10 protein-coding genes are annotated in these 13,721 nt (G+C 46.8%); 1 reads left to right on the forward strand and 9 read right to left on the reverse strand.

Going from position 1 to position 13,721, the window contains the following annotated elements; genetic code table 11:
* Nucleotides 1–29: 29 nt before the first annotated feature.
* The 6 genes from JT717_RS10290 to JT717_RS10315 form a co-directional block, all read right to left on the reverse strand.
* The gene (locus JT717_RS10290) at nucleotides 30–1,715 is read right to left on the reverse strand and encodes a GH39 family glycosyl hydrolase (protein WP_369411699.1); all 1,686 of its coding nucleotides are present in this window, start codon (nucleotides 1,713–1,715) and stop codon (nucleotides 30–32) included.
* A 334-nt stretch (nucleotides 1,716–2,049) separates the two neighbouring features.
* Complete coding sequence (locus JT717_RS10295) at nucleotides 2,050–2,982, reverse strand: glycoside hydrolase family 43 protein (protein ID WP_205510120.1); 933 nt, start codon at nucleotides 2,980–2,982, stop codon at nucleotides 2,050–2,052.
* 180 nt (nucleotides 2,983–3,162) lie between these two features.
* A complete protein-coding gene (locus JT717_RS10300; RefSeq protein WP_205510121.1) occupies nucleotides 3,163–3,462 on the reverse strand; it encodes a hypothetical protein in 300 nt (99 codons plus the stop codon).
* A 44-nt stretch (nucleotides 3,463–3,506) separates the two neighbouring features.
* On the reverse strand, nucleotides 3,507–3,953 hold the full coding sequence (locus tag JT717_RS10305) for a hypothetical protein (protein WP_205510122.1): 447 nt from the start codon (nucleotides 3,951–3,953) through the stop codon (nucleotides 3,507–3,509).
* Nucleotides 3,954–4,064: 111 nt separating this feature from the next.
* Nucleotides 4,065–4,538 carry a thioredoxin family protein gene (locus tag JT717_RS10310; protein WP_205510123.1) on the reverse strand — a complete coding sequence of 158 codons (474 nt, stop codon included), beginning with the start codon at nucleotides 4,536–4,538 and terminating at the stop codon, nucleotides 4,065–4,067.
* A complete protein-coding gene (locus tag JT717_RS10315; RefSeq protein WP_240347964.1) occupies nucleotides 4,539–6,842 on the reverse strand; it encodes a TonB-dependent receptor in 2,304 nt (767 codons plus the stop codon).
* Between the two features lie 124 nt (nucleotides 6,843–6,966).
* Between JT717_RS10315 and JT717_RS10320 the strand changes: the two genes are divergently transcribed.
* Complete coding sequence (locus JT717_RS10320; RefSeq protein WP_205510124.1) at nucleotides 6,967–7,632, forward strand: metal-dependent transcriptional regulator; 666 nt, start codon at nucleotides 6,967–6,969, stop codon at nucleotides 7,630–7,632.
* A gap of 219 nt (nucleotides 7,633–7,851) precedes the next feature.
* Here JT717_RS10320 and yiaK read toward each other — a convergent pair whose 3' ends face one another.
* The 3 genes from yiaK to JT717_RS10335 form a co-directional block, all read right to left on the reverse strand.
* Nucleotides 7,852–8,868 (reverse strand): 3-dehydro-L-gulonate 2-dehydrogenase, encoded by a 1,017-nt coding sequence (gene yiaK / locus JT717_RS10325; protein ID WP_205510125.1) that lies wholly within the window; start codon nucleotides 8,866–8,868, stop codon nucleotides 7,852–7,854.
* A 126-nt stretch (nucleotides 8,869–8,994) separates the two neighbouring features.
* The gene (locus tag JT717_RS10330) at nucleotides 8,995–11,796 is read right to left on the reverse strand and encodes a family 78 glycoside hydrolase catalytic domain (RefSeq protein ID WP_205510126.1); all 2,802 of its coding nucleotides are present in this window, start codon (nucleotides 11,794–11,796) and stop codon (nucleotides 8,995–8,997) included.
* A gap of 419 nt (nucleotides 11,797–12,215) precedes the next feature.
* Nucleotides 12,216–13,571, reverse strand: coding sequence for a glycoside hydrolase family 88/105 protein (locus tag JT717_RS10335; protein ID WP_205510127.1), 1,356 nt, complete (start codon nucleotides 13,569–13,571; stop codon nucleotides 12,216–12,218).
* Nucleotides 13,572–13,721 lie beyond the last annotated feature (150 nt).

Here is a 13,721-nt window from a genome sequence, read left to right on the forward strand (position 1 = left end):
ATACAATTCATCGTTACGCGACCAACGGTTTACCAGTCGATCTTGGTAAAGACGATCCCCTGCCGGGGCACTTGCATGTTCATCTTTAATGATCCATTATTTATCGTGGCTTTTGCGGAGTGCGTTTGTTTCAACTGCCCGGCTTTCTCTAATGCTGTTACCTGCTCGGCTGTTGGCTGTTGCGGCGATCCCATTTTTTTCCATACCTCGTATGAATTACTAAATTCCTTATCTATGCGATACTGTTTTATGTTCACCTGTTTAGCTGGAATGCCCTGGCAATTAAGAAGAACAGTGGCCGGCTCGCCGGTAGTGTCATCGTCATGGTAATTCCAGATCATGGCCGTAGCTGTTCGGCCATCCTTTGCAGCGATGGCGCCAATGTCGCTTGTTTCTTTACGCACCCCCGAATCGCGAATGCTAAATAAAGGGTACATACGGTCGCTGCTTACCGCCACCCGTTTGCCCGACATCATTCCAAACATCCGGAAAACATTCAGTACCGGTTTATCAACGCCATTGGTGGCCAGATCACGGAATCCATAGAACCAGGGCTGGTCCTCAAATTCAAATGACCACGACACAGCGCCTAGAAGATTGACCTTAAAATGGTCGGCCAGTAAATACTTACGCGCAAAGGATGCTGCTGTGTACGAGGAATACATAGTGCCGTTACGATAAGCATTCTCCGGATTGGTAGCCATGCCACAGGCTGCGCATCCTTCCGGATCAGACTCGCCTATTACGATGGGCAAATGACGCCATTCTTTAAATGAAGCAACGATCTCAAATCCATTGGAGATATCTCGTAACTGGTTGCTGATCCCCATGCGTACATGATTGTTTACGATCTTCGGCGCGCCCTTCGCATGAAAAGCGATGAAATCGAGCGGGGCGCCAATGGTACCGCTTACGGCATTGGTATCGCTGATGCAATGCGTTAAAAACTTTTTGAGGAATTCTGCGGCGCCTTTTCCCGATGGCCCGGTCACATGCGGACCACCAATACGCGCTGTTGGCAAAGCCCGCTTTACAGCATCCGCCGTATAGTCGTATAATTTACAATAATCTTTTACATCCCCTTTCCAGTAACCACCATTCGGTTCATTCCATAATTCCCAATACCAGCTTTCCACTTCTTTTTTGCCATACCGGTTTACACAATGTTTTACCCACTCATACACCAGGGCTGCCCATTTTTTGTAATCGGCCGGCGGGTAAGCCCAACCGGTAAAGATCTTAGTGTAAGGCTGTCCCGGTTGCCAGTCATGTTTGTATGGTTTCGGCTGGGTCGACAATGCTTCCGGCATAAATCCAATTTGCGCCAATGGCTTCATGCCGCGTTGTATATACGTATCAAATATACTGTCGGTAATGCGCCAGTCGTATACCGGGTTTCCATGGGCATCTTCGGTATAAGCATTGGTAGAACCCCATTTCAAAGCAGGTTTTCCATCGCCACTGGTCAATAAATTATGGGCCCGTACATACACCGGTACCGGACTTAATGCGGCGAGTTCCGACAACAATTTCTTTCCGTCTTTCATGTAAGTATAGTTCGGTTCGTCATAACCGAACCAGGCCCAAATGGGTTTCATGTCACCGGTTTCTTTCCCAAAATTGATCTGAATATTGGCCCTGTCCTGGGCTACCACAGTTGCGGTAATTACAAGAGAAATGACAAATGCAAATCGTTGTTTAAATGAAGGGCTCACTTCTTGGTATTTTATGGTTGATGGGAACCGTTAACTTCAGTAAAGTCAACCGCTCCCCATGAGCTTTGCAAGCATTAAAGCTTGTAAAATTAGGGGAAACGGATTCGGGACTATCCTGCTGTGTCCTGAGGTAAATGCCTCTATAATACTGTTGAAAGAACTGCTTGTAAAGTGATTGTTCCAGGTTACAAGCTTCAGGTTGCAGGGGTACCGGTTACGGTTTCAGGTTGCCAGCGGCGACCTGAACTCCATGATCACAGCGCCGACCTGGCAATTGAGATCCTGGCATTAAGGCCCTGTAACCTGAACCTGCAACTTGCAACGGCTTATTAAATTATTGCTTCATCAATAACAGCAATTCTTTCTGTTTAATTTGGAAAACCGTTCCATGCCTGATGCCTTTGGGCATGACCAATTTGTCGGAGATCTCCGTCCAGTTAACGAGGTCGGTGGAACTGATGGCGCCGTACTGGTGCTGGGTGTATTTATCGAAATAAACGATCCATTGGTTACCATGTTTCAATACCGTGGGTCCTTCCGCCCAGTACTTGCCGGTGATGGGCGCAGAAGGTGCGCTGTAGCCGCCTGTAAGGCTGACGCTGGTTGCTATGCGTAGATTCTTTTGAGGCGGATAGCGGGTCTCGTCTTTCAGGAACATTATAAACTTACTTCCGTTTTTCTGAATGGTTGCGTCAATGACATTAAAACCCTGGTCGTATAAGATGGCGGCCTTGCTGAAAGACCTGAAGTCTTTGGTGGTTACATAGTACATGCGGTGGTTGTACTTGTTATCGCCGGCGGAATCGCCTTTGGGAAATCGTCCGGGAATGGTAGTGGCCCAATAGATCATGTATTCTTTTTTAGCGGCGTCGTAAAAGATCTCGGGCGCCCAGCAGTTCAGGGCGGTTGGCTCATGCTCCATTACCGGAATGGCCTGTTGTTCACTCCAGTGGACCAGGTCTTTGGATGAAGCATAACCAATCGTCTTTTCGTTCCAGCTTACCGTCCATACCATATGGAACAGACCATCGCCCCCACGAATAATGCATGGGTCGCGCATCAGTTTGTCTTTTCCCGCAGTGGGCCTTAAAAAGGAGCTATCGTTCTTTAATGCCTGCCAGCTAAGGCCATCTTTACTGTAGGCCAGGTGCAGGCCGTCTTCACCATTGCCTTTAAAGTATGAGAAGAGATAAACGGATCTGTTTTTCTGAGCGCTTACTATCAGGAATTGGGCCAGGAGGAAAAACAGCCAGACGAATGCTTTCATTATGGGAATCGTTTGGCGCAAGATAGAAAAAAGCTGTTACATGTTGCAGGTTACAAGTTGCAGGGTTGCTTGATACCAATTGCCGGTTTTCGTAATTTTAGTTCGAGCCTCGCGAATAATGGTTTCAATTACAAGTTTCAAGGGGCCATTTGCAGCAGAATGTACTCTACATTTTTAAGGTCAATTCACGTGTAAGGATATTTCTCTCCCTTTAGGGGGTTGGGGGGCATGCAGCTTCGTCATGATGCCGGTGATCAGCGATCTTATGCCAATGAGGAGCCCGATCAAGAGCAAGCTCAATACGAAGATGCCGCCGGCAAACTGGAAAGGGCTGATATCATACCAGGCAGGAAAGCCAGTGGCGCGCAGGGGTAGTTCGAATACGGCCAAGCCGCGTAATTTAAATTCAATAAAGGCACCGGTGATCAGTAAGGTGTTGAGGAAAGAAGCTACAATGAAAACAGGCCAGTTCTTTTTCATGGAGGAAAGGTTGTGACAGGTTTACAATTATGGTTAATTAAGGTCTACATGTTGATGTCGTCGTAATACACCAGGAACCACTTGCCTTCTTTTAATTTAAACCGGCGTTCTACTTTAAAACCACTCTGATCGATCCAGAATTTTTCGGTGACCATCGAATCTGTCATTGTAAGGCTATGGCGGCATTCTGTTGTGTCGGGATCCAGGCTAACCGGTGTTTTCAGGAACTCCCAGTTCTTCTTTGACCATTTTGTATTCTCGAGGTCATTCACTAATTGTCCATCAATGGGAAAGGGAATTCTGGAAAGCTGAAAGCCCGAGTCGGAATGGAATCTGGTATTGAAACTATCGAATGATTCTGCGCCGGGGATCTTGTTGAACGTTGCGATGGCAGGAGGGGCCTGTATAGGCAAAGGCGTTTTTTTCTTATCACTGCTGTTACAGGCAAACAATACGCTTACAAACAACGGAAGAAACTGGTAAGGTTTCATAGCGATCAAATTAGGTTTTAAAATAATACCAAACCATCCTGTTGCTTTTTGTAAAACCAAATACCGTTCCTTTTCTGTTAATGGGGAAAACTTATTGTTTAACCAGGGAGATCATTTTTGCTGCAGGGCGTTGATCGCGTTCAAAAGCGCTTTCAATTGTTGGGGGGACAATACACCATTGTACCTGTAGAGCACCTGGTAATCTTTGTTCAGCAGCACCCAGGCCGGAAAGGAAACGCTTTTGTCGCCAGCCAGGGCAAGGGCCAGTTCATGCAAACCGGTGGATATACCTGTTGCCTTATAGGTATAGGTTTGCCCATGAAAGGCCAGGGGCGCCTTTTCTTCTGCATTGAACTCAGTATAATAGAAACTTTGACTGGCAGTTTGAAAATCGCGGTTCTTTTTTAACTGCGCTTTTTGCAGGTGGCAATATTTACACCAATCCGTGGTTAACAACACCAGCACGGGCTTTGGCGACAAGCGCATACTGCTGTCCAGTTGTTCGATCGGCAGCATTGCCTCTTGCCCTACACAAAAGGTGGCCGGCAGCAAGAGCATCGATATCATCAAAAAGAAGCGCTGCATTTATCTGAATAAATTATAACGTGCACCAATAAATCCTCTTATCCCCTGGTTTGGCGCATACACATACGATGGATCGAAGCTGAGCCCGTAAGGATTTTCAGGAACTGTTGGAATCACCTGTCCATTCGCGTCTCTGATTACCTCTTTATCGAACGGGTCATTTGCCCTGGCAATAATGAAGGGATTTCCGATATTGGGCGTCCAGTTCAGGAGATTCTTGATGCCGCCATATATTTCAAATCCATTTCCCAGCTTTTTAGTGAGTTGAATGTTCTGGATGCTCCACCAGGGAGAATATTCTTTGCGGGGATCGGTTTCGCTTAATAAGGGCAAGCGCATGGGACCATACAGGTTCCCGGTATAATCAATAGTAAGATCAATGCTCTTAAAAGTATAGCCGATATTCCAGACACCGGTAAACTTTTCAGTAAATAATTGTCTTACTTTTTCACTTCCATCTTTCCGGTAAACATCCATAACGGTAGCACCTGCCAGGATCTTCAACCCATTGGCGAACACAATGTCTGCATTTAAAGAAACCCCTTTAGATATAGCATATCCCTGCAGGTTACCATAAAAGATCGAATCCGGGTTTGAATCGTAATCAGCAATGATCTTATTGGTAAAGTAGGTATAAAAAGCCGTTGCATCGAGTCCTATAAATGTATTACCGGCATAGATCTTCTTCACAAAATTTATATTCCCGTTCCAGGAAGTTTCGGGTTTCAGGTCCTCTTTAAATACCACGGCTCTTGCCCCGGTAAGGGCTGCATGATCTTCTGTAAAGACATTGGCCACCCGGTAGCCATTACCGGCGCTCAACCGCAAAATATTATTCTTATTTGCTGAGCTCCATTTGTAATTGATGCGCGGTGTAAAGATGCTGCCGTGAATGGAGCTGTGATCGTAGCGGATGCCCAGCAACATTTTATTGCTGGCATTCAGCGAGATCTCGTCCTGCACGAAGAGACCCGGCAATTTAGTATGGTTAGGTTTGTTTTTGTCGATATCATTCGGATCGGCCGTCGCAGGTGTGTTATCATCATAGTAGGTATAGCGATAGGTCAGGCCTGTTAAAAGATCATGGCTGCCAATTGTTTTAAACCAGGTGAATTGCCCGAAACCGATATATTGGTCGGCCATAAACGGCGTGTTGCCATATACACTGTTCTGGTTATGCCCATTGGCGCTGAACTGGAATAAGATCTTTTCTTTGACCGGCAACTGGTAGGTTCCAAACAGCTCCCACCTGTTCGTATAAATGCTTTCACCATACACTTCCTCGCCTCCCCTGTATTTTCTGGACCAGTTCATTTCACCGCCCCAGCGGTCTTCATAAATATACCGGCCGGCGAGTGAGAACAGGCGGTTGTCTTTACGGTCGAAACTCCATTTATTGAATACCGATATCCGGTTCTGTAAGGTTACATCGGTAAAGTTATCGTTGTTATTGTCAACAGGATGCTGATAATTATAGTAATTGACACCCAACAGGGATTGCGTTTTATTACCTGCCTTAAATTTAGCTGCCAGGTCTACATTTGCTTCACCCCAGCTTGTACCAAACAGATCCGCAGCGATCACCGGTGCACTGGCAGGCTTTTTAGTAATAATGTTGATCAAACCGCCTACAGCTTCACTGCCATATAAGGTAGAAGCCGGTCCCTTTACAATTTCAACCCGCTCTACGAGGGACTGCGGAATACCACTTAATCCATATACCGAAGACAAACCACTTACAATGGGCATCCCATCTATAAGCACCATGGTGTATGGCCCTTCTAAACCATTGATGTGTATATCGCCGGTATTACAGATATTACAATTCAGTTGAGGCCTAACGCCATTCACCGTTTGCAATGCATCAAAAACAGATGGTACGGGATTGGCTTTAAAGAACCGGGCCGTATATACCTCAACGGGGACCGGACTTTCCAGTTTCGACATTTCCTTCATGGTTCCTGAGACTACTACTTCATTCAATGCATTATCCGCTGGCTGCGTTAATACAACATTGTGAAAGATCTCTTTCCTGTCGACCTTAATACTGGTTTTATAAGTTTTGTACCCCAGGAAACTCACTTCCATTTGCCAGGTTCCGAATGGCACCTGCTCGAGCCGGAATATACCCATACTATCTGATGCGGCGCCTTTGTTCAATGCAGGAATAACAACCGTGGCTGCGCCCAACTGCTGCCCCTGGGCGCTCGTGATTTTGCCCGATATGGTGCCCGTTTGCGCTTTCCCCCATAATGCCGATAGTGTAAGTAAGACAACAAAAAATAATATGTTAAGCTTCATCATGTTGCATCCGTTTATAACAATAGCGCAATTTTCGCACTACAAAAGTAATAAGTTAGATGATTCTAACAAAATCATTTTACTATTCTCATTTTAGAAAGGGCTGATATTTTATTTAATTTGCCACATGATTTCACAGACGGAGGAAAATTACCTGAAAGCCCTTTGGAATTTGACCAGCACTAAGGGAGAAGCCAGCGTTAACGAGTTGAGTAAACAGCTGGATATCAAGATGCCGACTGTAAACAGTATGATGAAACGCCTGGCCGAAAAAGGGCTGGTTAATTATGAAAGCTACAAACCGCTTAAACTCACCGACAAAGGCAAAAAACTGGCCGCCCTGATCATCAGGAAACACCGGTTAACTGAAATGTACCTGGTTGAAAAAATGGGTTTTGGCTGGGAAGAGGTACACGACATCGCTGAACAGATAGAACATATCCAGTCCCCTGCTTTTTTTGAAAAAATGGATGAGTTGCTGGGCTATCCCAAAATAGATCCCCATGGTTCTCCCATACCTGATAAGAACGGTAAAGTAGAAACGGAGCAATATATCAGGTATATCAAACTAAGCGATTGTAAAGAAGGCGATACCGTAACTTTTATGGCGGTAAGCCATTCATCTGATGAGCTGCTCAAATTCCTTAACAGCCGCGACCTGGCCCTGGGTTCCAAAATAAAAGTGAAGTCGATAGAACCCTTTGATGAAAGTATGACCGTTAGTTATGCCAGCAGGAAAGCAGAGATGCTGAGCAACAAGGTTTGTGATAAATTGCTGGTAAGGCCTGTCTGACGCAAAACGCGGAACGCGGAACAAAAAACGTAAACGCTGAATCCGCCAAAGGCGGACAGACGCTAAACGCGAAATGCCGGACGCCGTAAAACGCTGAATCCGCCAAGCGGACAAACGCAAAACGCGGAACGCCGGATGCTGTAAAACGCTCAACGCTTAAAGCTGAATCCGCTGAAACCACAAACCACAAACTACAAACCATAAACGATAAACGCTTAACTAAGAACTTAAATCTATTATTTTCTCCCATACCCCCTTAAGAACCGGAATGCCTTTTATTAAATTAGTTTGCCGTGTTTGTAATACCCGCTCACCGGGAAAAGAAATGGTCTTGTTGCCATCAGGTGTAGATTGATGATAGTCTGTAATGATCCGTTTCACCACCTCTGCTATGGCTGACTGATTACCGAGCTTATTCGTATCAATGGCAATAAACACCTGCGACACGGCCATTTCGCTTTGCTGCTGAGCTATCTCATGCACCGATAGGCCGCCCGACAAGACCGCCGCCAGTATATCCAGCAACAACGACAAGCCCGCTCCTTTCCAGTAACCGATCGGTAAAGGCCGCCGAGATTCCCTGATTGCGCCGGGATCAGTCGTAAGTTGCCCATTAGCGTCAAAACCGCCATATACCGGCAACTGTTCCTTTTTCATGGCGGCCTGCTCCAGAGCCCCAAACGAATATTGCGACATGGCCATATCCAGCACGATGGCTTCCTTTTCATAAGGCAATGCCATTACCAGGGGATTATTGCCCAGCCTACTGTCAACAGCGCCCCAGGCAGGCATCAGGCCTGTGGTGTTGGTCCACCCGATAAATACAAACCCGGCTTTGGCCGCCTGCCAGCCGTAACTACCACCGCGCATCCAGTGGTTGGTATTGGCCAATGCCACGCATCCGATGCCATGCTGCCTTGCCAGCTGCATCGCATTATTGGTAGCATGTATGGCATTCAGGGGGCCAGGCCCCAGGCGGCCATCCCATTGCTGCACCCCACCCATCTGGTGTTTCAGCGCCGGTTCAGCATGAACATTTATATAACCTTTTCGGATATATTCAATAAAACGGGGAAAGCGGTTCACGCCATGGGTGTATACACCGTCGATGCTGTTATTGGTAAACAGTTCGGCGCAAACCATCGCTTTGTCGATTGAAAATCCATGTTTGATCAAAATGGCATTGAACAGTTGCAACATTTCTGTGGAGGGAATGGTAATGGTTGGGCGCATCATAGGGGCAAGGTACGAATTGGCTGGCGGTTCTAAAAAAAGGTGGGCCACCCTGAACAGAGTGACCCACCTTTTAATGTTTATAAGCGTTGCGCAGGCCTTTCGCTTTCAGCGTCCGGCTTTCAGCGTTTATCGGATAATAAACTTATACTTTCCCGATCCTATTTTAAACACCTGGCGCCCGTTCTGGTAACCCAGCGGTTTAATTTCGCGGTGCATGGCCAGCGGCGTATTGCTTTCCAAAATGGTTTTATTGGGCGGTGTAGGCAGGTAAATAGTGGCTGTTGTATTCACCGGTACCTGAATAGTGAATACATGGAATGAATACTGGTGATCCCATTCTGAATAAACCCGGCCGTACGGTGAATTAAAATAAACATTCCCTTTATCAAGGCCCAGGATGGGTTCGGGTGCAATGATCAGGTTCTTGTAAGCCGTTGAAGTATCTTCCTGTTTAATGCCGCCCGCGCCATCAAAGAACCATTGCATCAGGTGGCCCAGCATCAGGTGGTTGTTCGATTTTGTGTCCAGCGCCTGCCAGGATTCAGTAAGGGCAGTAGCGCCTTTTTTCAATTGATATCCATAACCCGGTACTTTATCATCGCTGTTCATATCATACACCATTTGCGCAGCCCCATTTTTAGTTAAAGCATCTACCAGGAAATGAAAACCAATATCACCGGCTGTCAATGCACTTTCATTGGTAATGATGTCGGTTTTAAGGGCATCCAGCACGGCTGCTTTATTGGCGTCTTCTACCAGTCCCACCGCCAAAGGCATGGCCATGGCTGTTTGACTGCCAGTTGAATATTTTTTTGTACCGGCATTATAGAATTTAGCATTGAATGCTTTTTTCACGTCTGCCGCCCAGGTGGCATATTGTGTTACCTCGGCTGATTTGCCTAAGATCTTCGCCATTTTCGAGATCAGGTCGAGATCATAATAATAGATGGCGGTTGCCGTGAGTTCTTTCGGCGTTAACTGGGCAAAACCCGGCGGATTAGGGCCCAGATCGTACCAGTCGCCCAAACCATGTGAAAGAATATGTCCATTGGCTTTCGATTTCAGGTAGGCCATATATTTGGTCATCATAGGCCAGGCCTCCTGCATGATGGTTTTGTCGCCATACCATTGATAAATAAGCCAGGGCAGTACCACGGCAGCGCTCCCCCACTCCGGTGAATCGCGGAAGTCTTTTAAGTCTTTATCAAACACCACATACTCCGGCGCAATAGTGGGCACCAGTCCATCGGTGATTTGATCGGCCATCATATCGGCTACTATCTTCTTATACAAACTGTAAATGTCGTAGTTGAAGTGAATGCTTTCACCCATGAGGTAAGTCTGCTCGAGCCAGCCCAGTTTTTCGCGGTGCGGACAGTCGGTCAGTACGCTTTGCATATTGCTGCGAATGGCCCAGTCGATCAGTGCATAAGTTTCGTTCATCAGGTCTTCCCTGCTGTCGAACTTCCCTATCTGTGGCGCCGAATTGCGTGTATGCAACAGCTTTATATCGCTTATCACGGCCGTCAGTTTCTTTCCTTTGATGGTATCCGGCGCAGCGTAAGAAACTTCTGCATAGCGGAAACCATAATAGGAAAAGCGGGGTGTGAACTCTTCATCACCGGTCCCTTTACAGGTGTATGCATAAAAATAAGGCCGGCCACTGTTCTTTTGATTGATGCGTTTCTCAGCGTCGATCAGTTCAGCAGGATAGATCCTGATCACCTGTCCTTTTTGACCACGAACTTTTATGCTAACAATACCACTGGCGTTCTGACCAAAATCGAATAACACGGTGGTATCGCTGTTCTTTTCACATTTTTGCGGAGCAATGGTGGCCATCACCTTCACCGGGGTACCGGTTTCAGCAACCAGTTTGCCGGCAGGGGCTTTTACCACTGCAGCCGCTTTCCATGAACCATCATTGAAGGTGGCTTTATCCCAGCCATCCTGTTCCAGCGTGGCGTTGTATTCTTCCCCGGCATAGATACTGGAGAAAGTAATGGGACTGGGCGCTGTTTTCCAACTGTTGTCTGAAATAACTTCCGACTTAGTGCCATCTGTATACTCCACCAGCAGCTTCATGATCATTTTTGGATTACCGTATGCCAGCAGCGTTTTGCGGTAACGCTCATTGGGAACGTTAAAGAAGCCATTTCCCAGCATTACGCCAATGGCGTTATTGCCGTTCGTGACAGCATTGGTTACATCAAGCACGTTGTATAAAACACGTTTATCGTAATTGCTCCAACCGGGCGCCAGGAACTGATCACCAATTTTCTGGCCATTGATATGCAGTTCATACTGGCCCAGGCCGGTAATGAAGGCAGTTGCTTTTTTTACCGGTTTGCTAATGCTGAATGATTTGCGTAACAGGGGCAATACGTGATTTCCACTCACGACTGATTTGTATTCCTTGCTGGATCCGGGCGAATGAATACCCGGCACATACCGTTTGGCGGCATCCAGCTCATCGTAGCCGATCCATTGCGCATTGCTCCAGTCGGCCGCCTGTATTAAACCCATTTGAAAGCGTGCTGTATCACTGCTCCAGTCAGACATACCGCCCTGATTGTCCCAAACCATCACCTTCCAGTAATAGGTTTGACCGGCCACCAGCGGTTTACCGGCATAAGGCACCCACAGCGATTGCTCACTGTTCACCTCCTTACTATCCCACATGTTACCAGTATTGGCTGCCAGTTTGGCCCAATCATCTGCCACCAGGATGCGATAGCGGGTTTGCATAACTGCTCTTGCGGTGCTGTTTATTTGCCAGCTTAAGCGCGGCTGCAGGATCTCAAGACCTGCCGGATTGGTAAGGTTTTCAACACGGGGATTTACCACTACGGGTTTTGCGGTTTGTGCGCAAACGGGTACAGATCCAACCAACAGGAAAAAAGAGGCGATGAGTGTACTTTTTTTCATATTGCCTTATAAGATATTGAATGTGTTTTCTGATAATGGAAAACGATAATAGTTTACCATTATTATATCCGGTAAAATGAGTAAACGTAAAAATACGAATGCAGCATTCGTAATAACAACAAATAAATTAAATAATGTACTGATGTACAGGCGGGCCAAAATAATAACAAAATCGTGAAACGGCAAATCCATACAGGTTCACGGTTTCAATGTTCCCATGAACCTTTTATTTGCCAACTAAGTGCTACTATCCCCTGCTGTTGTGTCACTCACTTCTACGTTCTTATCGCTATGCGGCCGCTTTCTTGCAGACGACCTTTGCGCTTGAATGGTGGCATGAACATTTAATAAGTGATCAATTTAAGAAGTCAACAACTTAGGAACTCAATAACTAATAGTTTTAATAACAGACGTACTGTTCAGGGGGCATAATACTGCAAGGAACTGTCATTTATTTTGAATGGATTGTTCTTAACCAAGCGCAGCATTTCTGCGCCGGCCAGTAATACCGGTCCGTAACCATGGGCTGCATATACATTAACCGGACGGTGATAATAAAATGCGGGATCGAACGCCATACCCGTGCCTACACAAACGCCTTCCACCTGCCCGGTGGCATTTATTTTGGTTGTCACTGCATTCCAGGCCAGCATGGCCATGGGCGCATAAGCCTTCGCGTCTAACCAACCTTTATTAACAGCATGCGCCAGGCAATATGCATAAATTGCCGTAGCGGATGTTTCCAGGTAAGAATCGGTGCGGTTCAATAACTGGTGCCAGAAGCCTGAACCGCTTTGATATGCAGCCAGTCCTTTGGCATGTGCCTGCAATTGTTGCAACACAAAAGAACGGCCCGGATGATTTTCCGGCAATACGTCCAGCAGTTCTACCATGGCCATAATGGCCCAGCCGTTGGCCCGGCCCCAGTAAAATGCCGGGTGCGGGTTCATGTCCTGTACCCAGCCATGCATGTATAATCCTTTCTCTTTATCGAACATGCGTTGGGTAAACTGGCGGATCTGCTTCACCGCATCGTCATAATAAGCTGTTTGCCCCGTGAGCTTGCCCATTTGCGCGAGCGCCGGCACACTCATGTACAGGTCATCCAGCCATATGGTATTTTTCTGCGGACGGTTTCGAGCCAGCGTGCCATCTGGCAACCGGAATTCTTTTTTACTGATATAATGGATGAAGTTATCAATTAAGGGACGAAGCTCTTTATTCAGGCCACTGCGGGTTGCTTTGATCATCGCAGCGCACACGGCGCCGGCATCATCCAGTGCATGCGGCTCCACCGGTTGGCGGAAAACATAATTTCCTTTCAGCGAACCCTCGCTTACCTTCTTTTTAATGGCAGGCACCCATTTGGCAATAAATGCAAGGCGTTGTTGCACATAATCGCTGTACCGGGCATCGCCGCTGGTTTCGGCTGCCAGCAGCATGCCGCTATAGGTAACGCCCCATTCATAAGCGGTAAGCCGGAAATCGCCGGGTTTAATACCATAAGCGGTATCGAATGACGTGGCATCTGTCACCTCCTGCCCTGTTTGCTTATTGATCATTTGAGCCGGCGTAACCGCATCCAGATAATTGAACACTTTGTCAAGCACCTTTTTTATGTTCTCCTGGCTCATGGCCTCATAAGGCACAGGATAGTCAGGTTGTAATGCATGTAAAGGAGCGGTAACATCAGTTCCTGGTTTCGGATTTACCTGCGAAAACACGGCTGGAGACAGAAGGAGTGATAGAAACAGCGTATGGGTTATTTTATTCATATGGCGTAATAGTCAATTTGCAAGGTAATAAAAATACCATCCCATGAACGTCCCACAATCCTGTGCTATCCTGTGAAAACAGCGTATGTCCGCACAGGATAGCTCAGGATGATTTTGGGAACAGGATAGGATAAATTACGTAGACATATT

It is taken from the genome of Longitalea arenae (genome assembly GCF_016924755.1).
In the GTDB taxonomy this organism is placed as follows: Bacteria; Bacteroidota; Bacteroidia; order Chitinophagales; family Chitinophagaceae; genus Niastella; species Niastella arenae.

What these genes read in the sequence shown, in the direction of transcription:
- JT717_RS10295 (WP_205510120.1), bottom strand. Translation starts at nt 2,982, where the DNA reads ATGAAAGCATTCGTCTGGCTGTTTTTCCTCCTGGCCCAATTCCTGATA.
- JT717_RS10300 (WP_205510121.1), bottom strand. Translation starts at nt 3,462, where the DNA reads ATGAAAAAGAACTGGCCTGTTTTCATTGTAGCTTCTTTCCTCAACACC.
- JT717_RS10305 (WP_205510122.1), bottom strand. Translation starts at nt 3,953, where the DNA reads ATGAAACCTTACCAGTTTCTTCCGTTGTTTGTAAGCGTATTGTTTGCC.
- JT717_RS10310 (WP_205510123.1), bottom strand. Translation starts at nt 4,538, where the DNA reads ATGCAGCGCTTCTTTTTGATGATATCGATGCTCTTGCTGCCGGCCACC.
- JT717_RS10315 (WP_240347964.1), bottom strand. Translation starts at nt 6,842, where the DNA reads ATGATGAAGCTTAACATATTATTTTTTGTTGTCTTACTTACACTATCG.
- JT717_RS10320 (WP_205510124.1), top strand. Translation starts at nt 6,967, where the DNA reads ATGATTTCACAGACGGAGGAAAATTACCTGAAAGCCCTTTGGAATTTG.
- yiaK (WP_205510125.1), bottom strand. Translation starts at nt 8,868, where the DNA reads ATGATGCGCCCAACCATTACCATTCCCTCCACAGAAATGTTGCAACTG.
- JT717_RS10330 (WP_205510126.1), bottom strand. Translation starts at nt 11,796, where the DNA reads ATGAAAAAAAGTACACTCATCGCCTCTTTTTTCCTGTTGGTTGGATCT.
- JT717_RS10335 (WP_205510127.1), bottom strand. Translation starts at nt 13,571, where the DNA reads ATGAATAAAATAACCCATACGCTGTTTCTATCACTCCTTCTGTCTCCA.